Source organism: Microbacterium sp. AC026 (assembly GCF_979258475.1).
Genome location: NZ_OZ409857.1, coordinates 652139 through 675372 on the forward strand (window position 1 = coordinate 652139; position 23234 = coordinate 675372).

Annotated in this window: 21 protein-coding genes and 3 pseudogenes; 6 read left to right on the plus strand and 18 right to left on the minus strand. The window is 68.0% G+C overall.

Translation table 11 applies throughout. The features are described 5' to 3' along the window. Positions 1–4: 4 nt before the first annotated feature. The 3 genes and pseudogenes from ACZZ93_RS03435 to ACZZ93_RS03445 form a co-directional block, all read right to left on the minus strand. Positions 5–1104: pseudogene (locus ACZZ93_RS03435) on the minus strand (branched-chain amino acid aminotransferase). A 60-nt stretch (positions 1105–1164) separates the two neighbouring features. After that, positions 1165–2208, minus strand: a complete 1044-nt coding sequence (locus ACZZ93_RS03440) for a 3-isopropylmalate dehydrogenase (protein WP_463510470.1) — start codon at positions 2206–2208, stop codon at positions 1165–1167. Positions 2209–2282: 74 nt separating this feature from the next. Continuing rightward, on the minus strand, positions 2283–3818 hold the full coding sequence (locus ACZZ93_RS03445) for an MFS transporter (RefSeq protein ID WP_463510471.1): 1536 nt from the start codon (positions 3816–3818) through the stop codon (positions 2283–2285). A 112-nt stretch (positions 3819–3930) separates the two neighbouring features. Here ACZZ93_RS03445 and ACZZ93_RS03450 point away from each other — a divergent pair, with 112 nt between their 5' ends. Next, positions 3931–4476 (plus strand): TetR/AcrR family transcriptional regulator, encoded by a 546-nt coding sequence (locus ACZZ93_RS03450; protein ID WP_053095865.1) that lies wholly within the window; start codon positions 3931–3933, stop codon positions 4474–4476. A 72-nt stretch (positions 4477–4548) separates the two neighbouring features. On the opposite strand, the gene serA is transcribed toward ACZZ93_RS03450, so the two are convergent. The 3 genes from serA to ACZZ93_RS03465 all read right to left on the minus strand — a co-directional run bounded on the left by serA (position 4549) and on the right by ACZZ93_RS03465 (position 7136). Beyond that, the gene (gene serA, locus ACZZ93_RS03455) at positions 4549–6153 is read right to left on the minus strand and encodes a phosphoglycerate dehydrogenase (RefSeq protein ID WP_053095864.1); all 1605 of its coding nucleotides are present in this window, start codon (positions 6151–6153) and stop codon (positions 4549–4551) included. Between the two features lie 114 nt (positions 6154–6267). Beyond that, positions 6268–6618 carry a hypothetical protein gene (locus ACZZ93_RS03460; protein ID WP_056278633.1) on the minus strand — a complete coding sequence of 117 codons (351 nt, stop codon included), beginning with the start codon at positions 6616–6618 and terminating at the stop codon, positions 6268–6270. Beyond that, positions 6615–7136: a hypothetical protein gene (locus ACZZ93_RS03465; RefSeq protein WP_463510472.1), complete on the minus strand. Its 522-nt coding sequence runs from the start codon at positions 7134–7136 to the stop codon at positions 6615–6617. Before ACZZ93_RS03465 ends, ACZZ93_RS03460 begins: the two co-directional genes overlap by 4 nt. Positions 7137–7213: 77 nt before the next feature. Here ACZZ93_RS03465 and ACZZ93_RS03470 point away from each other — a divergent pair, with 77 nt between their 5' ends. Further along, entirely contained in the window at positions 7214–8143 is a 930-nt protein-coding gene (locus tag ACZZ93_RS03470) for a hypothetical protein (RefSeq protein ID WP_187249538.1), read from the plus strand. Between the two features lie 66 nt (positions 8144–8209). Here the strand turns inward: ACZZ93_RS03470 and ilvC are convergent, their stop codons facing one another. The 8 genes and pseudogenes from ilvC to ACZZ93_RS03510 form a co-directional block, all read right to left on the minus strand. Beyond that, on the minus strand, positions 8210–9259 hold the full coding sequence (gene ilvC / locus ACZZ93_RS03475) for a ketol-acid reductoisomerase (RefSeq protein ID WP_072592268.1): 1050 nt from the start codon (positions 9257–9259) through the stop codon (positions 8210–8212). 25 nt (positions 9260–9284) lie between these two features. Then, positions 9285–9794, minus strand: a complete 510-nt coding sequence (gene ilvN / locus ACZZ93_RS03480) for an acetolactate synthase small subunit (protein WP_056278631.1) — start codon at positions 9792–9794, stop codon at positions 9285–9287. Between the two features lie 2 nt (positions 9795–9796). After that, the gene (locus ACZZ93_RS03485; protein ID WP_463510473.1) at positions 9797–11599 is read right to left on the minus strand and encodes an acetolactate synthase large subunit; all 1803 of its coding nucleotides are present in this window, start codon (positions 11597–11599) and stop codon (positions 9797–9799) included. Positions 11600–11660: 61 nt separating this feature from the next. After that, the gene (ilvD, locus tag ACZZ93_RS03490) at positions 11661–13379 is read right to left on the minus strand and encodes a dihydroxy-acid dehydratase (RefSeq protein ID WP_053095858.1); all 1719 of its coding nucleotides are present in this window, start codon (positions 13377–13379) and stop codon (positions 11661–11663) included. A gap of 9 nt (positions 13380–13388) precedes the next feature. Then, entirely contained in the window at positions 13389–14063 is a 675-nt protein-coding gene (locus ACZZ93_RS03495; protein WP_463510474.1) for a trehalose-phosphatase, read from the minus strand. Between the two features lie 182 nt (positions 14064–14245). Further along, positions 14246–15654 (minus strand): annotated as a pseudogene (locus ACZZ93_RS03500) (alpha,alpha-trehalose-phosphate synthase (UDP-forming)). Positions 15655–15705: 51 nt separating this feature from the next. Then, positions 15706–16620 (minus strand): MFS transporter, encoded by a 915-nt coding sequence (locus tag ACZZ93_RS03505; RefSeq protein ID WP_463510475.1) that lies wholly within the window; start codon positions 16618–16620, stop codon positions 15706–15708. Further along, positions 16614–16976 carry a hypothetical protein gene (locus ACZZ93_RS03510; protein WP_463510476.1) on the minus strand — a complete coding sequence of 121 codons (363 nt, stop codon included), beginning with the start codon at positions 16974–16976 and terminating at the stop codon, positions 16614–16616. Before ACZZ93_RS03510 ends, ACZZ93_RS03505 begins: the two co-directional genes overlap by 7 nt. Before the next feature lie 237 nt (positions 16977–17213). Here ACZZ93_RS03510 and ACZZ93_RS03515 point away from each other — a divergent pair, with 237 nt between their 5' ends. Then, positions 17214–17495, plus strand: a complete 282-nt coding sequence (locus ACZZ93_RS03515; protein WP_053095855.1) for a hypothetical protein — start codon at positions 17214–17216, stop codon at positions 17493–17495. Between the two features lie 3 nt (positions 17496–17498). Here the strand turns inward: ACZZ93_RS03515 and ACZZ93_RS03520 are convergent. From ACZZ93_RS03520 to ACZZ93_RS03530, 3 genes and pseudogenes are all read right to left on the minus strand, one after another. Next, positions 17499–18700: pseudogene (locus ACZZ93_RS03520) on the minus strand (acetyl-CoA C-acetyltransferase). Positions 18701–18723: 23 nt separating this feature from the next. Beyond that, positions 18724–19374 (minus strand): CoA transferase subunit B, encoded by a 651-nt coding sequence (locus ACZZ93_RS03525; RefSeq protein ID WP_187249537.1) that lies wholly within the window; start codon positions 19372–19374, stop codon positions 18724–18726. A gap of 1 nt (position 19375) precedes the next feature. Further along, a complete protein-coding gene (locus ACZZ93_RS03530) occupies positions 19376–20149 on the minus strand; it encodes a CoA transferase subunit A (RefSeq protein WP_463510477.1) in 774 nt (257 codons plus the stop codon). Between the two features lie 106 nt (positions 20150–20255). Here ACZZ93_RS03530 and ACZZ93_RS03535 point away from each other — a divergent pair, with 106 nt between their 5' ends. The 3 genes from ACZZ93_RS03535 to ACZZ93_RS03545 are packed head-to-tail and all read left to right on the plus strand — an operon-like array spanning position 20256 to position 22741. Continuing rightward, the gene (locus ACZZ93_RS03535) at positions 20256–21041 is read left to right on the plus strand and encodes an IclR family transcriptional regulator (protein WP_230100564.1); all 786 of its coding nucleotides are present in this window, start codon (positions 20256–20258) and stop codon (positions 21039–21041) included. A gap of 39 nt (positions 21042–21080) precedes the next feature. Next, entirely contained in the window at positions 21081–21518 is a 438-nt protein-coding gene (locus tag ACZZ93_RS03540) for a MarR family winged helix-turn-helix transcriptional regulator (protein ID WP_230100565.1), read from the plus strand. Continuing rightward, entirely contained in the window at positions 21515–22741 is a 1227-nt protein-coding gene (locus ACZZ93_RS03545) for an MFS transporter (RefSeq protein ID WP_463510478.1), read from the plus strand. The genes ACZZ93_RS03540 and ACZZ93_RS03545 overlap by 4 nt, the downstream gene beginning before the upstream one ends. Positions 22742–22840: 99 nt before the next feature. Here the strand turns inward: ACZZ93_RS03545 and ACZZ93_RS03550 are convergent, their stop codons facing one another. Beyond that, on the minus strand, positions 22841–23212 hold the full coding sequence (locus tag ACZZ93_RS03550; protein ID WP_363522920.1) for a protease inhibitor I42 family protein: 372 nt from the start codon (positions 23210–23212) through the stop codon (positions 22841–22843). Between the last annotated feature and the right edge of the window lie 22 nt (positions 23213–23234).

Genomic DNA, 23234 nt, shown 5'->3' on the forward strand with positions numbered 1-23234 from the left:
AGGCTCAGGCGTCGAGCCGCAGAAGCCAGCCGTGCTTGTCCTCACGGCGGCCGTACTGGATGTCGGTGAGCTCTTCGCGCAGCGACAGGGCCAGTTCGCCGAGCGGCTGCGGCTCATCGAAGCCCTCGCCGACGAGAGCACCGATGGGAGTCACGACGGCGGCGGTGCCGCAGGCGAAGACCTCGACGATGTCGCCTGAGGCCACACCCTCGCGCCACTCGTCGATGGAGATCGGACGCTTCTCCACCGTGTAGCCGCGGTCTTCGGCGAGCTGCAGCAGCGAATCGCGTGTGATCCCCTCGAGGATGCTGTCGGACTCGGGCGTCACGACGCGGCCGTCTTTGAAGACGAACACGACGTTCATGCCGCCGAGCTCCTCGACGTTGCGCTGCTCGTTGAGGAACACGACCTGGTCGCAGCCCTTCGCGCTCGCCTCACTCTGCGCGAGCAGGCTCGAGGCGTAGTTGCCGCCGGTCTTCGCCTTGCCGGTGCCGCCCTTGCCGGCACGGGCGTAGTCCTCGGAGAGCCAGATCCGCACGGGCTTCACTCCCCGGTGAAGTACGCTCCGGCTGGGCTGGCGATCACGTAGTACGCGACCTTCTGAGCCGCGCGAACACCGAGGAAGGCCTCCTTGGCGAACATGAACGGACGCAGGTACAGGCTCTGGTCGGCACCTGAAGGCACCCAGCGACCGTCGACCGCGATGATCTCGCGCAGCGACTGGATGAAGTACTCGGTGGGCAGCTCCGGGAGCGCGAGTCGACGCGCGCTGGCCTGCAGTCGTGCCGCGTTGCGGTCGGGGCGGAACGTGTGGATCGAGCCGTCGGCGTGACGATAGGCCTTGATGCCCTCGAAGATCTCCTGGGCGTAGTGCAGCACGGACGCGGCCGGGTCGAGCGGGATGGGTCCGTAGGGCTGCACGCGCGGTCGGTGCCATCCGCCCTTGACGGACCAGCAGATGTCGACCATGTGGTCAGTGAACACGACACCGAACCCCGGGTTCTCGTGAACCTCGGCGACCCGACCGGGCGTCGCGGCGGTCAGGTTCTTGGTCACAGCGAACTCCAGCGGAGCCACGGTGGTCTCGGCGTCGATGGTCGTCATCTCGTCATCCATTCCTCATGCGGCGCGCATCCTCGCGCCGTCTCAGCCTACGCCTGTCGGTCAGAGCAGAGCAGCGATCGCGGAGCCGATCTCCGCGGTCGTGCGCGCACCCGTGCGGGTCGCGATGTCGGATTCGACGGCGGCACTCACTCGAGCGGCCTCCGCTCCGAGTCCGAGGTGGTCGAGCAGCAGCGCGACCGACAGGATCGCCGCGGTGGGGTCGGCCTTCTGCTGCCCCGCGATGTCGGGAGCCGAGCCGTGCACCGGCTCGAACATCGACGGGAAGGTGCCGTCGGGGTTGATGTTGCCCGATGCGGCGAGTCCGATGCCGCCGGTGACAGCGCCTGCGAGATCGGTGAGGATGTCGCCGAAGAGGTTGTCGGTGACGATCACGTCGAAGCGCGAGGGATCGGTGACGAGGAAGATCGTCGCGGCATCGACGTGCAGGTAGTCGACGGACACGTCGGGATGCTCGGACGAGACTTCGTCGACGACGCGCTGCCAGATGGCGCCGGCGTGCACGAGCACGTTCGTCTTGTGCACGAGGGTGATCTTCTTGCTGCGACGTTCGGCGAGATCGAACGCGTATCGCACGACCCGCTCGACACCGAATGCCGTGTTCACCGACGTCTCGTTGGCGACCTCGTGCGGTGTGCCCTTGCGGATCGCGCCGCCGTTGCCGACGTACGGCCCCTCAGTGCCCTCGCGGACGACGACGAAGTCGATCTCGCCGGGGTTCGCGAGCGGACCCGAGGCACCGGCGAAGAGCTTGGACGGACGCAGATTGACGTAATGATCCAGCGTGAAGCGTAGTTTCAGCAGCAGGCCGCGCTCGATGTTCGCGTCCTTCAGGCGCGGGTCTCCTGGCGTGCCGCCGACCGCGCCGAGCAGGATCGCGTCGTGTTCGGAGATCGACTGCAGATCATCGTCGGTGAGAGTGTCGCCCGTCTCGAGGAAACGGGCGGCGCCGAGCGAGAAGCGCGTCTTGTCGAACGTCACATCGCTCGATGCGGTGACCGCGTCGAGGACCTTCTCGGCCTCGGCGACGACCTCTGGGCCGATTCCGTCACCGGGGATGACGGCCAGCTTCACGACACGCGACATGACACTCCTTGCATCGGGATGGACCGGCCGACGCTCGGATGCATGCCGAGCGGCCGGTCCTCCCAGCGTACTGGTCAGTGCGAGGGCGCCTTGCGCAGTGTGACGGCGGCGATCACCCCGGCCACGATCACCAGGCCCGCGCCGATCAGCGAGGTCACCAGGACACCCGATCCGAAGGCGGCGGCAGCCGCATCCCACAGCGCGTCTCCGAGCTGCGCGGGCAGATCCTTCGCGGCAGTGTAGGCGCCGGCCAGCGTCTCCGTCGCGGCGTGCGCCGCCTCCGCTGGGATGCCGGAGGGAATCACCAGCGCCCCGCGGTAGAACGCGGTGATCAGGCCGCCGAGGACGGCGGTGCCGAGCACCGCTCCCAGCTCGTAGGCGGTCTCGGAGACGGCGCTGGCCGCGCCCGCCTTCTCGGCCGGAGCACTGGACAGGATCAGCTCATTCGAGATCGTCTCCGCCGCCCCGATGCCGATGCCCAGCACCACGAAGGCGATGATCAGCGGAGCGACGCCGTGATCCGCCGTCGTGAACGCGACCAGGAGGTAGCCGGCGACAGAGAACGCGAGACCGGCGGGCACGAGCACGTGCGGTGGCACTCGCCGTGAGATCGGCACGACCGAGAGGCCGGCGACGATCATCGCGGCCATTCCGGGCACGAGCGCTGCGCCGGCCGTCATCGGCGAGAGACCGAGGACGAGCTGCAGGTGCTGCGACACGAAGTAGAGGAAGCCCACGAGCGCCACGACGCTCAGGAGGTTCACGAGGATCGCCCCCGAGAAGGAGCCCCGGCGGAACAGCTGCATGTCGAGCATCGGGACCTCGGCAGCGAGCTGACGCCGCACGAAGAGATACCCCATCACGATGCCGAGCAGCGCCCACGCCCCCGCAGTGAGGCTGGGGCCGTCGACGGCGAGCGACTTGATCGCGTAGACGACCGGGATCATCGCTGCCATCGAGAGCATGATGCTGACGATGTCGATGCGTCCGGGGTGCGGGTCACGGCTTTCGGGAACGTGCAGCGGCGCCGCGATGAGGAGCGGGATCAGCACGGGCACGGCGATCAGGAAGACCGAGCCCCAGTCGAAGTGCTCGAGCAGGAAGCCGCCGACGATCGGCCCGAGGGCCGAGCCCGCGGAGAACGCCGACGCCCAGACCGCGATGGCGAGGCGCCGCTGATCGCGGTTCGTGAAGATCGAGCGCAGCAGCGAGAGGGTCGACGGCATCAGCATCGCACCGAAGAAGCCGAGCAGCGCTCGCGCGGCGATGAGAAGACCTGCCGTGGGGGCGAACGCAGCGAGTGCCGACACGGCCGCGAAGCCGGTCGCGCCGATCAGCAGCATCCGACGACGCCCGAAGCGGTCTCCGAGTGTGCCCATGGTCACGAGCAGCCCGGCGAGCACGAGCGGATACACATCGATGATCCACAGCTGCTCCGCTCCGGTGGGCGCGAGCGCGATGGAGATCTCGGGCAGTGCGAAGCTCAGCACCGTGTTGTCCACCGACACCAGGAGCACCGGCAGCATGAGCACGACGAGTGCCGCCCAGCCACGGGCGCCGACGCGGGGAGCATCCGTCTCTGTCGTCGGGATCGACGCAGTACGGGTCATGGAACACCTCTCAGGATCACGACGGCATCGTTACTAAACCGTCCAGATGGTATAGTAACAGAATCGTCATACGGCCGCGCTACTGTGAATCGAGACGAACAGAGGATCCCCGATGCCCCGACCTCCCCTCGCCCGCGAACGCGTCCTGGACGCCTTCGAATCGATCGTCATCGAAGACGGTGAGCGGGCGGCCACGTTGGATGCGACAGCGAAGGCCGCCGGCGTGTCGAAGGGCGGCCTCCTCTATCACTTCGGCTCGAAGGACGAGCTGGCAGCGGGCCTCATCGAGCGCCTCGATGCGCTCACCACTCTGGATCTCGAGCGGATGACCTCGGCCGAAGAGGGCCCCGTCGCGTACTACGTGCGCACCTCCGTGATGGAGGACGACGCGCTGGACCGCGTCCTCATCGCCGCCACCCGCCTGGCCCAAGGCGGCTCGGCACCCGCTGCCGACGCGCTGCGACGCAACCGCGACCGCTGGGAGGACACGATCCGTCCTCATGTGCGGGATGCCGCGAGCCTCGATCTCGTGATGCTGCTCAGTGACGGCCTGTACTTCAACAACTCGCTCGATGTGCACGGTCCCGAGCGCCTGGTGCCGAGAAGTGACGAGCTGTCCGACCTGATCGCGCTCGTGCTGCGCGCCACCGCTCCCTGAGGCCGGGAACGACAGAGCGGGAGGAGCGACCTCCCGGTCGCTCCTCCCGCTCTGTCGGAGTCTCCCCTGCGATCAGACCTCGGTGATCTCGATCTGACGGAACAGGTCTGCGTCGATCTCGTTGCGCAGGTCGTCGAGCAGATCGTCCGAGACCGGCGAGTCGAGGGTGAGAACGCTGAGCGCCTGATCGCCCGCCCCCAGGCGCGAGATCTGCATGCCTGCGATGTTGATACCGGCCTCGCCGAACTTCTGACCGTAGACCGCGACGATGCCGGGACGGTCGGTGTAGAGCATCACGACGTGGTGCTTCTCGATCGGCAGCTCGAGGGCGTGGTCATTGATGGCGACCAGCTTCTCTGCCTGCTTGGGACCCGTGAGGGTGCCCGACACCGACAGCTGCGTGCCGTCGGAGAGCGCTCCGGCCAGAGTGATGACGTTGCGGTACTCGTCGCTCACGTCGTCCTTGAGCAGACGGACCGCGATACCGCGCTGGTCGGCGAGCAGCGGTGCGTTGACGTACGACACGGTCTCGCTGACGATGTTCGTGAAGACGCCCTTGAGCGCGGCGAGCTTCAGCACGCTCACGTCGTAGTCGTTGAGCTCGCCGTGCACCTCGACATCGAGGCTCGTGAGAGGCGACGTCGCGAGCGCCGCGAAGATCTGGCCGAGCTTCTCGACGAGCGAGATGCCGGGGCGCACATACGGGTCGATGACTCCCCCGGCCACGTTGACCGCATCGGGAACGAGGTCGCCGCCCAGCGCGAGGCGCACGGAACGCGCGACCGAGACCCCGGCCTTCTCCTGCGCCTCCTCCGTGCTGGCACCCAGGTGCGGAGTGACGACGACGTTCGGGAGGTCGAGCAGCGGACGAGCAGTTCCGCCCTCGGCCGGGGGCTCGGAGGTGAAGACGTCGAGACCCGCACCCGCGATCTCACCGGCGACGAGGGCCGCGTGCAGCGCTTCCTCGTCGATGAGGCCACCGCGGGCGACGTTGACGACGAAGGCCGTGGGCTTCATGGCCGTGAACTGCTCGGCACCGATCATGCCGGTCGTCTCCGGCGTCTTCGGCATGTGGATCGTGAGGAAGTCCGCCTCTGCGACGAGCTCGTCGAGCGAGAGGAGCTGGACACCGAGCTGCTGCGCGCGGGCCGAGGTGACGTAGGGGTCGTAAGCGACGACGCGCATGTCGAACGCGGCGAGGCGCGCGGCGACGAGAGCTCCGATGCGGCCGAGGCCGACGATGCCGACCGTCTTCTCGAAGAGCTCGGCTCCCGTGAACGAGCTGCGCTTCCACTGACCGGCCGCGAGCGATGCGTGTGCGGCGGGGATGCGACGGGCGAGGCTGAGGATGTGGCCGACCGTCAGCTCGGCGGCCGAGACGATGTTCGAGGTCGGCGCGTTGACCACCATGACACCCGCGGCGGTGGCTGCCTTGATGTCGACGTTGTCGAGCCCGACGCCCGCGCGGGCGACGACCTTGAGCTTCGGAGCGTGGGTGAGCGCCTCTTCGTCGATGTGCGTCGCCGAACGGATGAGCACCGCGTCGGCATCCGCGAGCGAGGCGAACAGCGCTTCGCGGTCGGTGCCGTCGACGTTGCGAACGTCGAAGTCGGGGCCGAGGGCCTCGATCGTGGCGGGAGAGAGAACTTCAGCGATGAGCACGACGGGCTTCGGCACAGGGATCCTTCGGGGCAGCGCGACAGGGGGCCGATGCGCCGCACACCGTGGGGGCGCGATCACTTCAACTGTACCCGAGCGGCTCCGCTGCTCCGTGCCGTGTGACGCCGTCCGTCAGAGAGCGACGGTCACGAGATCGGACATGTTGAGGATGCTGTAGCCGATCAGGCTCAGCCAGAACACCGCCACGACGCCGAGACCCGCCAGCAGCACCAGAGCGAGCTCGCCCGCGCGTCGCCGTCGCCCGATCACGTACGCGAACACGAAGACGAGCGCCGGGAACACCACTCCGAAGAGAAGGGTCACCCAGCCGATGCCGGTGAGTCCGCTCTGGGCCATGGAGACGAGGTGAGCGACGGCATTCCAGATCGCATAGGCGTAGAAGAGTCCTGCGACTCCGAGCACGAGTGCATTGAGCCACCGCGGGGAGGCGGAGGTCGCCGGAGAGGTCGACTGCTCGGTCATGATCCGATCACCCCCACCGTCACGAAAGGCCAGGGCACGAGCAGCACCACTCCGAGCAGCAGCAGTCCGACCCGGACCCACGTCGCCTTCGCACGGGTCAAGACCCACACCGCGAGGAACCAGAGTGCGGGCGCCGCGACCGCGAGCACGAACCACGGCACGTACATGGCATCGGCCACGATCAGATTGGCCAGCGGCTTCAGCCGCATCCCTCCGACGACCCATCCGATGCTGTACAGGAGGTACACGCCGCCGACGACCCCGAGGGTCAGCAGCATCGCGGTGCTCAGGTGTGCTGATTCCTGCTCGTCCGGCATCGTGACGGTGCCGTCGGTCTCGACGCGACCGACGGCCTCGCTGCCGCGGCCGACGGCGTTCCAGCCGTCCGGCAGCGCCGCATCGTCGGCGTGATCCCGCTGGGTGGACGCCTCGCTCTCAGGGCGCTTCGGAGTGCGCGCCTTCGGCGCGACGCCGTCGTCGCCGTCCCAGCTCAGGGCATCGTCGGAGTCGGAAGTCATGTCCCCAGCGTAGGACACGTCGTCCACTATGCTCGGGGGCATCTGGGCCACCGCGGCCCTCTCCGGAAGGGAAGCCAGTGGCCGAGCAGAACGACAGGGTCGACCAGAGCACACCGGGCGGAGCCGACGAGCCCGCCGCGGGATGGAAGCCGACAGCCGCGGCGAAGTCGCGGGCGACGACGTTCCGCTGGATCGCCGCGGTCCTGTGGGGTCTCGCCATCGCGGCCGAGGCGGTGTCGATCTTCTGGCTGCTCCGCCAGCGCGAGTACGTCGGCGAGGACGGCACGCTCGTGCGCGACCCCGACACGGGCCTCCTGGAGGAGCAGGGCGTCACGGCGCAGTTCCCGCAGTGGGCGTTCGTCACGCTTCTCGTCCTGCTCGTGGTCATCGCCGCGCTAGCGATCACCGGCTCGCTGCTCTGGAAGAAGGCGAACAGGCTCGACCCTGCGCGCCGATCCGAGACCGTGCGCTTCTTCGTGCAGAACCAGCTCGGCGCGATCATCGCGGTCGTGGCCTTCCTCCCCCTGGTGATCCTGATCTTCCTCAACAAGGACATGAGCAAGGGGCAGAAGACGACGGCCGGCATCGTCGGCGTGGTCCTCGCCCTGCTCGCCACGGTGATCGGTGTCGACTTCAACCCGCCGTCCGTCGAGAAGTACACGGCCGACCAGTCGGCGGTCATCCTGATGCTCGGAAAGGACGAGGTCGTGTGGGTCGACGGCGGTGCGGTTTACCACGTGTGCGATGAGGTCTCCGACATCCAGACCGGCAGCGAGAAGCGCACCGGCACCACCGCTGAGGCCGTGGAGGCCGGCAAGAGCCGCCTCACGCTGAAGTTCGCCTCCGAGCTGCGCACCTGCGGTCTCGCCGTGCCCGAGAACGCCGACGAGATCGAGGACGCGTTGCGCGAGATCCAGGGCGGAGCGGTCGACACTCTTCTGCCCGCGCCGGTATGGGCAGACCCCGCCGACGCCCCGATCGAGGTCGAGGAGGCTCCGGCGGAGTGACCCGCAGAACCGCGAGAAGGGGCCCGGTGCGATCCGCACCGGGCCCTTCTCTTCGACCGTCTCAGATCAGCGCGCAGCGCTGCCGTCGACGTAGTCTTCGTCCTGCTGCTTCCATGCGAAGAGCGAGCGCAGCTCCTTGCCGGTGGCCTCGATCGGGTGCGTCTCCTCCTTGGCACGCAGTGCCAGGAACTCCTCCGCGCCGTTGTCCTGGTCGTCGATGAAGCGCTTCGCGAAGTTGCCGTTCTGGATGTCCGCGAGGATCGCCTTCATCGACTCCTTGACCTCGGGGGTCACGACGCGGGGGCCCGAGACGTAGTCGCCGTACTCAGCAGTGTCGGAGACCGACCAACGCTGCTTCGCGATGCCGCCCTCCCACATGAGGTCGACGATGAGCTTCAGCTCGTGCAGCACCTCGAAGTACGCGATCTGCGGCTGGTATCCCGCTTCGGTGAGCGTCTCGAAGCCGGCCTGCACGAGGTGGCTGACGCCACCGCACAGCACGGCCTGCTCGCCGAACAGGTCGGTCTCGGTCTCTTCGGTGAAGGTCGTCTTGATGACGCCGGCGCGGGTGCCGCCGATGGCCTTCGCGTACGAGAGCGCCGTGGCCCACGCGTTGCCCGATGCGTCCCGCTCGACGGCGATGATGTCGGGGATTCCACGGCCGGCGACGAACTCGCGACGGACCGTGTGACCCGGAGCCTTCGGGGCGACGAGGATCACGTCGACGCCCTCAGGAGCATCGATGTAGCCGAAGCGGATGTTGAAGCCGTGCGCGAAGGCGAGCGTCTTGCCCTCGGTGAGGTTCGGTGCGATCGACTCGCTGTAGATCGTGCGCTGGTGCTGGTCCGGCGCGAGGATCATGATGAGGTCGGCCCACTGCGTCGCGTCGGCGACGGTCTTGACCGCGAATCCGGCCTCTTCCGCCTTCGGCGCCGACTTCGACCCCTCCTTGAGGGCGATGGCGACCTCGACACCCGAGTCGCGAAGGTTCTGCGCGTGCGCGTGACCCTGCGAGCCGTAGCCGACGATCGCGACCTTCTTGCCCTGGATGATCGACAGATCGGCGTCTGCGTCGTAGAAGATCTCGGTGCTCACTGGTTTCTCTCCTTGATTGATGTTCGTGTACGTGTGTGAAATCTGGTCAGCCGCGCAGGACGCGCTCGGTGATGCTCTTGCCGCCGCGGCCGATGGCGAGGAGGCCCGACTGCGCGATCTCCTTGATTCCGAAAGGCTCGAGGGCCCGGAGCATGGCGTCGACCTTGCCCCGGTCACCGGTGACCTCGATCACCAGCGCGTCGGAGGCGTAGTCCACCACAGAGGCGCGGAACAGGTTCGCCACCTCGATGACGTTCGACCTGGTCGCGTTGTCGGTGCGCACCTTGACGAGCATGTGCTCGCGCTGCACCGAGGTCGGAAAGTCGAGCTCGACGATCTTGATGACGTTGATCAGCTTGTTGAGCTGCTTGGTCACCTGCTCGAGAGGAAGATCCTCGAGGTCGACGACGACCGTGATGCGCGAGATGCCAGGCACCTCGGTCACGCCCACCGCGAGAGAGTCGATGTTGAAGCCACGGCGTGCGAACAGTCCCGCGACTCGGGTCAGCAGGCCGGGGGTGTTCTCCACGAGGAGGCTCAGCACGTGAGTCGACATGGTCAGTCCTCCTCGTCGAATGCGGGCGCGTGCTCGCGGGCGTACTGGACGTAGCTGTTGCTCACGCCCTGGGGAACCATCGGCCACACCATCGAATCGGCGCTGACGACGAAGTCGATGACGACGGGACGGTCGTTCGTCTCGAGGGCGAGCTTGATCGCCGCGTCCACCTCCTCCTCCTTCTCCACGCGGATCGCGAGGCAGCCATATGCCTCCGCGAGCTTCACGAAGTCGGGGATGCGGACGGTGCCGTGACCGGTGTTGAGGTCGGTGTTCGAGTGGCGGCCGTCGTAGAACAGCGTCTGCCACTGGCGCACCATGCCCAGCGACGAGTTGTTGATGATCGCGACCTTGATCGGGATGTTGTTGATCGTGCAGGTGGCGAGCTCCTGATTGGTCATCTGGAAGCAGCCGTCACCGTCGATCGCCCACACCACACGGTCGGGCTCGGCGACCTTCGCGCCCATCGCAGCGGGAACCGAGTAGCCCATGGTTCCTGCGCCCCCGGAGTTCAGCCAGGCGTTGGGGCGCTCGTACTTGATGAACTGCGCAGCCCACATCTGGTGCTGTCCCACGCCCGCGGCGTAGATGCCCTCCGGCCCGGTCAGCTCACCGATCCGCTGGATCACGTACTGCGGCGCGAGGAGGCCGTCGGTCGTCGGCGCGTACCCGAGCGGGAACTCGTTGCGCAGCCCGTCGAGGTACGACCACCACTCCTCGGTATCAGGGGTCGTGGTGGTGATCGCGGTGCGGAACGCCGACTCGAGATCGACCAGCACGTCGCGGACGTCGCCCACGATCGGCACGTCTGCGGTGCGGATCTTCGAGATCTCGGCCGGATCGATGTCGACGTGCACGACCTTGGCGTTCGGCGCGAAGAGCGCGGCCTTGCCGGTCACGCGGTCGTCGAACCGCGCCCCGAGGGACACGATCAGGTCGGCCTCCTGCAGCGCCAGCACCGCCGGAACGGTGCCGTGCATGCCCGGCATGCCGAGGTGCTGCTGGTGGGAGTCGGGGAATGCGCCGCGAGCCATGAGTGTGGTCACGACGGGCGCCTTCGTGGTCTCGGCGAGGCCGAGCAGCTCGGCAGACGCGCGACCGCGGATCACACCGCCGCCGACGTACAGCACCGGCTTCTTGGCCTCGGCCAGAAGGGCCGCCGCCGCCTGGATCTGCTTGCCGTGCGCTTTGGTCACGGGGCGGTATCCGGGCAGGTCGTACTTGGGAGGCCAGACGAACGGCGCCATCGCCTGCTGGGCGTCCTTCGTGATGTCGACGAGCACCGGTCCCGGTCGGCCGGTCGAGGCGATCTCATAGGCCGCCGCGATGGCGCCCGGGATCTCCGACGCATCCTTCACGAGGAACGAGTGCTTCGTGACCGGCATCGTGATGCCGACGATGTCGGCCTCCTGGAACGCGTCAGTGCCCATCAGCGTCGAGAACACCTGCCCGGTGATCGCGAGCAGCGGCACCGAGTCCATGTAGGCGTCGGCGATCGCGGTCACGAGGTTGGTCGCACCAGGACCCGACGTCGCGATGCAGACGCCGACCTTGCCCGAGGACGACGCGTAGCCTTCGGCGGCGTGTCCCGCTCCCTGTTCGTGCCGCACGAGGATGTGCCGCAGCTCGGCGGCGTCCATCAGCGGGTCGTAGACCGGGAGGATCGCTCCTCCGGGAAGACCGAAGACGTCCTTGACGCCGAGGAGCTCGAGCGTGCGGACCACGGCCTCGGCTCCGGAGATCTCCGGTGCGGCGGACTTGGGTGCGGGCGGCCTCGGCACAGCCGAGACGGTGTCAGCAGTCATGACACTCCTTCTGGTGGTCTGTTGGCGACGTCGGAGGCTGGGATGCCGGAGCCGACGCGGATCAGCCGGTCGTCGCGCCCTCGGCGGCGGACCGCACGAGACGCGAGTACTTGGCAAGAACGCCACGGGTATAGCGCGGGGGTAGCGGCTCCCAGCCAGAGCGGCGGGAGGCGAGCTCCGCCTCGTCGACGAGTAGGTCGAGAGAGCGAGCTGCGATATCGACCCGTATCAGATCACCATCGCGCACGAAGGCGATAGGACCTGCGTCCACCGCTTCGGGTGCTATGTGGCCGATGCACAGGCCGGTTGTGCCGCCTGAGAATCGTCCGTCAGTCAAGAGTAGTACATCTTTCCCGAGCCCCGCGCCCTTGATGGCCGCGGTGATGGCGAGCATCTCGCGCATACCGGGTCCGCCCTTCGGACCCTCGTAGCGGATGACGATGACGGTGCCCGCCTCGATCTCGCCGTTGGCCACGGCGTCCATGGCCGCGCGCTCGCGCTCGAACACCCGGGCGGAGCCCTCGAAGACGGCCGCGTCGAAGCCCGCGGTCTTCACGACGGCACCCTCGGGCGCGAGCGACCCGTGCAGGATCGTCAGGCCGCCGGTCGCGTGGATCGGGTTGTCGAAGGTGTGGATGACCTCGCCATCGATGGGCTGCGGGTCGAGGTCCGCGAGGTTCTCGGCGAGCGTCTTGCCCGTCACGGTGAGCGCGTCACCGTGCAGCAGGCCCTCGTCGAGCATCGCCTTCATGATCACGGGGATGCCGCCGTGGCGGTCGACGTCGTTCATGACGTACTTGCCGAACGGCTTCATGTCCGCGACGTGCGGCACCTTGTCACCGATGCGGTTGAAGTCGTGCAGGCTCAGCTCGACCTCGGCCTCGCGCGCGATCGCGAGCAGGTGCAGCACGACGTTGGTCGAACCGCCCAGGGCCATCGCGAGGGCGATCGCGTTCTCGAACGCCTCCTTGGTGAGGATGTCGCGGGTCGTGATGCCCTGGCGGAGCAGGTTGACGACGGCCTCGCCGGAACGGTGCGCGAAGTAGTCACGACGACGATCCGCGGCGGGCGGAGCGGCGGAACCGGGAAGGCTCAGGCCCAGGGCCTCGGCGACCGACGCCATCGTGTTCGCCGTGTACATGCCACCGCAGGCGCCCTCACCCGGTGCGATCGCGCATTCGATGCGCTTGAGGTCCTCTTCGCTCATGAGTCCCGCGCGGCAGGCGCCGACGGCCTCGAACGAGTCGATGATCGTGACGTCCTTCTCGGTGCCGTCCGAGAGCTTGACCCAGCCCGGTGCGATGGAGCCGGCGTAGAGGAACACGCTCGACAGGTCGAGCCGGGCGCTGGCCATCAGCATTCCGGGGATCGACTTGTCGCAACCGGCGAGCAGCACCGATCCGTCGAGTCGCTCGGCCATCATCACGGTCTCGACCGAGTCGGCGATGACCTCGCGCGACACGAGCGAGAAGTGCATGCCCTCGTGGCCCATCGAGATGCCGTCCGAGACCGAGATCGTCCCGAACTGCAGCGGGTACCCGCCGCCGGAGTGCACGCCCTCCTTGGCACCCTGCGCGAGCCGGTCGAGGCTCAGGTTGCAGGGTGTGATCTCGTTCCAGCTGGAGGCGATGCCGATCTGGGGCTTGTCCCAGTCGGCGTCGCCCATGCCGACGGCACGGAGCATGCCTCGGGAGGTCGTCGCCTCGATGCCGTCGGTGACGACGCGGCTGCGGGGCTTGATGTCGATGGGCGCGCTGGTGGAGGGATCATGCGAGGACATGACGGAAGTCTATTCCCGCCGGGAGGTGCGCTCGTCCGCGAGCGCCTCCAGAAGCAGGGCGATCTGTTGTGGGTTCTCCACACGAAGCTCGGCGGCGCTCTCCCCCGGTCCCACGCGGACGCCGAGATCGTCGCCGCTGAGCACGCGCATGGCGTCCTCGTCCGTGACGTCATCGCCGGCGAAAAGGATGGCGGTGGCGTCGAAATGCTCGCGCAACGCGGTCATCGCGGCGTCCTTGCCCTCGTTCCGCGACGAGAACTCGAGCACGCGGTGCCCCGAGCGGCGTCGCCAGTGCGGGAAGCGCTCCGCGACGAGTGCATCGATCTCGGCGAACACCGCCTTCTCGACCTCCGGTGTGGCCGTGCGGGTGTGCACACCCATTCCGAAGGTCTTGGGCTCGAGCTCCGCCCCCTCGTATCGATCGATGATCGGCCGCGCGGCCTCCCACAGCTCCTCTCGCGACCCCTCCGCGGTGTCGCCGTCGGCCTCGTTGGCGCCGACCCCGGGATACCAGTACTGCGCACCGTGCGATCCGGCCAGCGCGATCAGCGAGTCATCCGTGTGCTCGGTGATCACCCGCAGGTCGTGCATGCTGCGCCCGGAGACGTAGGCGACGACCGTGTCGGGGAGCGCCGCGAGACGGGCGACCTGCACGGCGACCTCGGGCAGAGCCCTGGCGGCCATCGGATCGGGGACGAGCGGAGATGCCGTGCCGTCGAAGTCCAGCGCGACGATCAGTCTGGGTGTGGCGGCGATGGCGCTCAGCGCCGGGTCTGCGGCTCCGGGGTCCAGCTACGGGTCACAGTGTCTCCAATCGAGGCGGTGTCCTCCCAGTATGACCCGGCGGAACGGTGCGACCCGGCCGATCAGCGTCCGCGGACGTCCGCGAGTGCGCGCAGGAACGACGACGACCACGCGTTCACGTCGTTCTCCAGCACGCGACGTCGCAGCGACCGCATCCGCTTGCCCTGCTCAGCGGGCGTCATGGTGACCGCGGTCATGATCGCGTCCTTCAACCCGGCGATGTCGTGCGGGTTGACGCGCACCGCCTGCCGCAGCTCGTCGGCGGCGCCCGTGAACTCGCTCAGCACGAGCACCCCGCGATTGTCGGCCCGCGTCGCGACGTACTCCTTCGCGACGAGGTTCATGCCGTCGCGCAGCGCGGTCACGAGCATGACGTCGGCGGCGAGGTACAGTGCGACCATCTCCTCGCGCGGGTAGCCCTGGTGCAGATAGCGGATGGCGGTGTGCCCCATGGTGTCGTGATCGCCGTTGATGCGCCCGACCGCGAGTTCGATCTCATCGCGAAGATGCACGTACGCGTCGACACGCTCTCGGCTCGGACTCGCGACCTGCACGAAGGTGACGTCGTCGACGCTCAGCTTGCCGTCTTCGAGGAGCTCGCCGTACGCCTTGATGCGATGCCGGATGCCCTTGGTGTAGTCGAGGCGGTCCACGCCCAGGAGGATCTTCTTCGGGTTGCCGAGGCTCGCTCTGATCTCGGCCGCGCGCGCTCGGACATCGGGGCGTGCCGCGAGCTCGAGGTACGGAGCGGTGTCGATCGAGATCGGGAAGGCCCGAGCGACGGCGGTGCGCGTGCCGCCCCCTCGGTCGGGATGGTGACCGCCGACCCCTTCACCTCGTGACGCAGACGACGGCGCACAGCGGTCAGGAAGTAGGTGGCGTCCTGTGCGCGCTGGAAGCCGATGACATCAGCGCCGAGCAGGCCTTTGAGCACCTGATCACGCCACGGGAGCTGGGCATAGAGCCCGTGCGCAGGGAACGGGATGTGGTGGAAGTAGCCGATCGTGACATCGGGCCTCAGTTCGCGGATCATCTGCGGCACCAGCTGCAGCTGGTAGTCGTGCACCCAGACGGTGCCGTCCTGTGCGACGACGTCGGCGGCTGCCTCCGCGAAACGGCGGTTGACCTTGACGTACGCCTCCCACCATTCGCGGTGGTACTGCGGCGGCGCGATGACGTCGTGGTACAGCGGCCAGATCGTGTCGTTCGCGAAGCCCTCGTAGTAGTCGGCGACCTCCTCGGCGCTGAGCGGCACCGGGATCAGGTCGATGCCGTTGATCTCGAATCGATCCAGCTCGACATCCGGCTGGCCGGCCCACCCGACCCAGGCTCCGCGCGCACTGCGCATCATCGGCTCGAGTGCGGCGACCAGACCGCCCGGGGAGGTCCGCCACTCCTCGTCTCCGTCAGGACCCACGACCCGGTCGACGGGAAGTCGGTTGGCGACGACGACGAAATCTGCGACTGACATGGGTGAGTGCTCCTGACGATGCAGTGGGGGTGCTCCTCAGGCTACAGAAGCTCAGACCGAGGCTACGCGAGGTCGGGTGCCGCTCAGCCACCAGTTGACAAGCCCGGCGACGAAGGCTATCGCCGCAGAGATGATCGGCAGCACGAGAGCGCTGGTCGTTCCCGCGCTCTCGGCGAGCTCTCCCGCCACGGCCGCGCCGAGGGACTGGCCGACGACGATCCCCGAGCCGAGCATCGTCATCACGGTCGCCGAGCGCCCCAGAGGGCTGCGCGCAGCCCCGAAGCTGTACTGCGTGACGAGGGTCGGGCCGATGCCGATCCCCATGATCCCGAGAGCGATCATCATGGTCGCCGGCGAGTCGACGAGGAGCAGCAGCAGGCTTCCGCCGAGCAGGATGCCGGCGAAGAGCAGCCAGCGCGCGCGGAGCGAGAACCGCACCGGGAGCCACGCGACGCCGAGCGCGAGAATCGCCGACCCGACACCCATCACGCCGTAGAGGAGCCCTGCCTGTTCTGCGGCGCCGCGGTCCGCCATGAAGGAGGTGAGCGATGTGAGCATCGTGCCGAAGAACATGCCGACGCCGAGGATGCCGACGACGACGATCAGCAGACGCGGGCTGAAGAGCTCGGTCACGGCCGACGGCGCCCGCCCGTCCTCGCCTCGGTGCACCGAGACGACACGCGCGCTCGGATGCAGGGCGAACGCGCCCACGAACACGACCGTGAGCACCGCCGCACCGATGAGCGGGGCCCACGGCGCGATGGCGGAGGCGAGGATGCCGACGATGAACGGGCCGAACACGAACACGGTCTCATCGGCGGCGGACTCATACGCCATGGTCCCCGAGACGGTGCGCGTGCGCGCCGCCTCAGGCATCCGATCGGCGATCATCGTCACGAGTCTGGATCGAGACATCGGAGCGACCTGCGGAGCGGTGGCGCCGATGCCGAACGCGGATATCAGCACCAGCGCGTCCGCTCCCCCGTGTAGACGACGACGGTGAAGAGCACCAGCATCGCCCCGTTGGCGATCGCCAGGATCAGCAGCACCATGCGCTGTCCGAACCGATCGGCGGCGGCGCCGAGCAGAGGTCCGAAGCATGCTGTGCCGAGTCCGACGGCCGCGGAGGTGAGTCCGCCGAGCGAGAGCGAACCGCGCGCCGAGACGACGACCGTGAGCACTCCGACGACCATCATCGCGAACGGAAGCCGGGCGATGAACGCGATGATGAAATACGGGAGCCCCGCGATGCGGAGCAGTCCTCGCTCCTCAGCCGCGGGGATCGGGGCAGGGTGCTCGGGAATGGGAGTTGCGTGTGTCATGGGCTCTCGCGCGTCCACGGACGCGGGGTCGGGTGCCGCCGCTGTCCGCCGGGAAGCCGGCGGCCGGTAGATACACGGATTGCGGCCGCGGACCAGCCGCGACCCTTCCATGGTATCGCGGTCGGCGGGACGACGCCTGGGTTCCCGGGCCGCCTCATCGGCGAACGGCTCTGACAGATTCCCCGCCGAGTTGTCAAGGCGGGGCGCGACGCAGCCGTCGACGGGTAGCGTGAAGTCATGAACTACCTCTCGGGCACCGGAATCGTCGGCGCGATCATGACGGGCGTCACTCTGCTCCGCGGATCCCGCGACACCAAGATCACCTGGCGCTCCGCCCTCGCGTGGGTGAGCTGGGGAATCACGCTCGCGCTGTCGATCGGCGCTGTCATCGACACCCGCCGCGCGAAGCAGGGTCGCCCCGTGTCGCCCGATTCGCCGGTCTATGCCAAGCAGCAGAAGGAGCGCGAGAAGGAAGCCAAGAAGCAGCGCTCCGAGGGCGTCAAGCCGATCAAGCGCTGAGTCTCAGCGGGTGAGGATCAGCGCCTCGCCCTGACCGCCTCCTCCGCACAGCCCCACAGCCGCGACGCCGCTTCCTCTGCGAGCGAGTTCGTGTGCCATGTGGACGACCAGACGTGTGCCTGACGCGCCGATCGGATGACCGATCGCGATGCCGCCGCCGTGGACGTTCACGATGTCGCTGGAGAGCCCGAGCTCGAGCTGCGATCGGGCGACGACCGCTCCGAAGGCCTCGTTGATCTCGACGACATCGAGGTCTGCGGCTGTGATGCCCTGCTTCTCGCACGCGCGTTCGATGGCCCGCGCGGGCTGCGCCTGCAGCGAGTTGTCCGGCCCTGCGGTCTGCCCGCTGGCGCCGACGGTGACGAGCACCGGCCAGCCTCTGGTGACCGCCGTGGCGCGGGTCGTCACGACGACCGCCGACGCTCCGTCGGAGATCTGAGACGAATTGCCGGCCGTGATCGAGCCGCCCTCGGCGAACGCCGCCCGAAGGCCCGCGAGAGACTCGACGGTCGTGTCGGGCCTGATGCCCTCATCGGCGGTGACGAGCGTCGGCTCCCCCGCCGCTGGGGAACGGCGACGGACACGATCTCATCGTCGAAGACGCCGGCGGCCTGAGCCGCCGAAGCACGCTGATGCGACAGCGCCGCCACCTGATCCTGAGCCCCGCGCGTCAGCTCGTAGCGGGCGTTGTGGCGCTCGGTGGACGCGCCCATGCTCTCTTTGTCGTACGCGTCGGTGAGGCCGTCGTGGGCCATGTGATCGAGCACCTCCACGCTGCCGTACGTCCATCCGTCCCGCGACCCCATGAGCAGGTGCGGAGCCCTGGTCATGGATTCCATGCCCGCCGCGACGACGACCGCCGCGTCTCCCGTCCGGATCATCCGAGCCGCGTCGATGATCGCCGTGAGACCTGAGAGGCACACCTTGTTCACGGAATGGGCGGGAACGTCCCAGCCGATACCGGCTCCGATCGCCGCCTGTCTCGCTGCGTTCTGTCCCGAGCCGGCCGCGAGGACCTGGCCGACGATCACGGCGTCCACGTCCGAGGGATCGATGGACCCCTGTTCCAGGGCACCTCGGATCGCGAATGCGCCGAGCTCCGGCGCGCTGAAGCTCGCCAGCTGTCCCTTGAGGCGGCCCTGGGGAGTGCGTGCCGCGGCGACGATCACGACGTCCGCGTCGCTCGAGTGGTCTGGGGCGTTCATCTCCGCCTCTCCGTTCTGTGCGTTCATCGGTCGTGCAGTTCTTCGGGGACCGTGAGTGTCGGCTCCGTCGCCGCCACGACCTGCTCCACCGTCACGCCCGGTGCGAGCTCGACGAGCGAGAGACCGTCCGGTGTCACGTCGATCACCGCCAGGTCGGTGATGATGCGATCGACGACCCCGCGGCCTGTGAGTGGAAGCGAGCAGTCGTGCACGATCTTCGCCGATCCGTCCTTCGCGGTGTGCTCCATCAGCACGATGACGCGCGCGGCACCGTGCACGAGATCCATCGCGCCGCCGGGTCCCTTCACCATCTTGCCTGGGATCATCCAGTTCGCGAGGTCTCCGGTGGCGGACACCTGCATGGCGCCGAGGATCGCCGCGTCGATCTTGCCGCCTCTGATCATGCCGAAACTCGTCGCGGAGTCGAAGTACGCGGCACCGGCCAGCACCGTGACGGTCTCTTTGCCCGCGTTGATCAGGTCCGGATCCACCGCGCCCTCGTGCGGGTACGGTCCGACGCCGAGGATGCCGTTCTCGGATTGCAGCACGACGGTCACGCCGTCGGGCACGTGGTTCGGCACGAGCGTGGGCAGCCCGATGCCGAGGTTGACATAGGAGCCGTCCCGCAGCTCTGCGGCAGCGCGAGCGGCCATCTCATCGCGTGTGAGCGCCATGTCAGACTCCTTCCGGCGTGACGGTTCGACGTTCGATGCGCTTCGGGATGTCGGTGCCGACCTCGACGACGCGGTGCACGAAGACACCCGGCAGATGGACGCGGTCCGGATCCAGCTCCCCCGGTTCGACGAGCTGCTCCACCTGCGCGATGCAGATTCGTCCGGCCATCCCCGCGAGCGGGTTGAAGTTGCGCGCCGCCTTGTTGAAGATCAGATTCCCGTGCCTGTCCCCCGCCAGCGCATGCACCAGCGCGAAATCGGTGGTGATGGCCTCTTCGAGCACATACTCACGCGGCCCTGCCGCGGTGTCGAAGGTACGAACATCCTTCGCCGGAGACGCCACCGCGATGCTGCCGTCGGCGTTGTAGCGTCGCGGGAGCCCACCCTCGGCGACCTGCGTGCCGACGCCGGTCTGGGTGAAGAATGCGGCGATCCCAGACCCTCCCGCCCTGAGCTTCTCGGCGAGGGTTCCCTGCGGTGTCAGCTCGAGCTCGAGTTCGCCGGAGAGGAACTGCCGTTCGAACTCCTTGTTCTCCCCGACGTAGGACGAGGTCATCTTGCGGATCCGGCGAGCGGCGAGCAGGATGCCGAGCCCCCAGTCGTCCACTCCGCAGTTATTGCTGACGATGCTGAGCCCGCTCGTGCCCCGGGCGAGCAGTGCGTCGATGAGCGCAGTCGGATTCCCGGAGAGCCCGAATCCTCCGACGGCGAGAGACGCACCGTCCTCGATGTCTGCGACCGCTTCTTCGGCGCTCGCCCACTGTTTGTCGATCACGCATGCTCCTTCGAATGACGCTCGTTCCTTCAGCATCCGCTCTCCGGCATCCTCGAGGGAAGAACATTCTTGCGATGTGGACACATCAACGAATAGCGTCCACATTATGGAACCCTCCGCCTCGATTCCCGGAACGCAGGCGATCGCGCGCGCCGCGAAGCTCTTGAGGCTCGTGACCTCCAGCGGCCACGACGGTGCGTCGCTCCAGGAGCTGTCCGCGTCCGCCGGGTTGTCCCGCTCGACCGCGCATCGCCTGCTCTCCGCACTTCGCGCCGAGGGTCTGGTCGACCGCGACGAGTCCACCACGCGCTGGATGCCCGGGCCGGAGCTCTATCTCATGGGATCCGTCGCCGCAGCCCGCTACGACGTGACTGCACTGGGGCGTGATATCGTCCGCTCGCTCGCGGTCAAGACCGAGGAGAGCGCCTTCCTCTCGGTGCGCCGTGCCGATGAGACGGTGTGCCTCGTCCGCGAGGAGGGCTCCTTCCCGATCCGGTCATTCGTGCTGAGCGAGGGCGTGCGGTTTCCGCTCGGCGTGGCAAGCGCCGGGCTCGCCATCCTGGCATTCCTCCCTGACCACGATGTGGACGCCTACCTGGAGCGTCATCCGGAGCTCGAGGCCAACTGGGGCAGATCTCACGGCGCCGCACCTCTGCGAACACGGCTGGCCGAGACGAAGGAGAGAGGCTATGCGGTGAATCCGGGGCTGATCGTGGAGGGCAGCTGGGGTCTCGGCGCGGCGGTCTTCGATCGCTCGGGTCGACCGGAATGGGCCTTGAGCCTGACCGGCGTGGGATTCCGCTTCGGCCCTGATCGGATCGGCGAGCTGGGCAGGACGCTCCTCGCCCATGCGCACCAGCTCTCGGCTCGGATCGCGGGGGCTCGGCGCTGACCCCGACTTATACATACCAGTGGGTATATACTTTCTGGTATGAATCGTCAGGATGTCATCCCCTCGCTCGTGCTCTCCGGGTATGCGCTCGGCCGGATCGCCGCACAGGACGCCGGCAATGATGCGCCTGCCGCGCAGTGGCGGGTGCTGAGTCTGCTCGAGCAGTCCGGGCCCAAGCGGGTCGGAGAGCTCGCGGCAGCCGCACGCACGACCCAGCCCGGGATGACCCGGCTCATCGGGAATCTCGAGCGCGAGGGATTGGTCCTTCGCTCCCCCGTCGCCGAGGACTCTCGCGCGACCGCCGTCGCCATCACCGTGGCCGGGTCCCGCGCGCTGCAGTCATGGCGCGAAGAGTTCCGTGACACGCTCGCCCCTCGCTTCGCCGACCTCGACGGCGACGAATGGAGCATCCTGACGCGCGCCGCCGAGATCCTCGCGGCGCACACCACCACCGACTCGACAGGAGCAGCAGCGTGAACACCCCCGCCACCTCAGTGTGGAAGCAACCAGCCCAGGTCTGGGCCGTCGCCTTCGCGTGCGTCGTCGCATTCATGGGCATCGGCCTCGTGGATCCCATCCTCCCCGCGATCGCGGAATCCCTGCAGGCGACCCCGTTCGAGACGGAGCTCCTGTTCACGAGCTATCTCGCGGTCACCGGTCTCGCGATGCTCGTGACCAGCTGGATCTCGAGCCGCATCGGCGCCAAGAAGACGCTTCTGATCGGGCTGGCGCTCATCGTGGTGTTCGCCCTGCTCTGCGCGCTCAGCGGCAGCGTCGACGCGGTCATCGGCTTCCGCGCAGGATGGGGTCTGGGCAACGCGCTGTTCATCTCCACCGCTCTCGCGACGATCGTGGGCGCGGCATCGGGGGGCAGCTCAGCTGCGATCGTCCTCTACGAGGCAGCCCTCGGGCTCGGTATCGCCATCGGTCCGCTTCTGGGCGGCCTGCTGGGCGAGCAGAGCTGGCGCGCCCCGTTCTTCGGAGTGGTGGTGCTCATGGCGATCGCCTTCCTCGCCGTGCTCGTGCTTCTGCGCGGCCCCGAGGACAAGCGCGCGCCCATCCCGTTCTCGGCGCCCTTCAGGGCCCTGGGTCGTCCTGCACTCGCGATTCTCGCGATCGCGGCCTTCTTCTACAACATCGGCTTCTTCATCCTGCTCGCGTTCTCGCCGTTCCCTCTGGGATTCGGAGCCATGGGGATCGGCTTCACGTTCTTCGGCTGGGGCCTCGCCCTCGCCATCACGAGCGTCTGGGTGGCTCCCCTGCTCATGCGCCGGATGTCCCGCACGAGCGTGATCCTCACCGTCCTGCCGCTTCTCGCCGTGGATCTGATCATCGCCGGCCTGCTGGTCGAATCCGCCACTGCGCTGGTCGTGTGCATCGTCATCGGCGGACTGCTGCTGGGTGTGATGAACACCGTGCTCACCGAAGCGGTGATGGAGGCCACGGACCTGCCCCGCTCGGTCGCATCGTCGGCGTACTCGTCGGTGAGGTTCCTCGGCGGAGCCATCGCGCCGCCCCTCGCAGCGGCTCTCTGGCACGCGTTCAACGCGACGATCCCGTATCTGGTCGCCGCTCTCGCCGTGCTCATCGCAGCGGCGACGATCTTCTTCGGCAGGAAGATCCTCGCTCACATCGACGACGAGCCCGACGACGCCGCGATCGAGGACGCGCAGGCCATCCTGCTCGGCGACGCCGGGTGACCCGCCAGCCTGCTGCGTTCGATACCGTGGGGCGATGAGCGACCTCTCAGAGCGCAGCAGGCCCACCGGCGGCGCTGTCATCGCAGTCGCCTGATCGACCTACTTGACGGTGACCGTGATCTCCGCGGTCTTCTGGTCGTCGAGGTCCTCGGGAACGGCGCCGCGGAATCGGTACTCGAACTGGATCACGGTGGTTCCCTCACCCACGGGCGCGAAGCGGTAGGTGAGCGCGCTCGGCGCTCCGGTCTCACCCTCCTCGCCCAGGTACCGCGACCGCTCGTCGCCCGGTCCCAGAACCGCCGGATCGGGCTCCCGCGTCAGCACCCACTCCTCACCGACGGTGGGATTGATGTCACCGAAGTCGACCACGAGCGCCTCATCCGGGGCCAGCGTCACCGAAGAGGCCGTGTAGGCGATGCTCGTCTCGAGCCCAGCCGAGCATGCGGTGAGCGGAAGACTGCAGACGGCCACGATCGCTCCGACTGCGAATCTC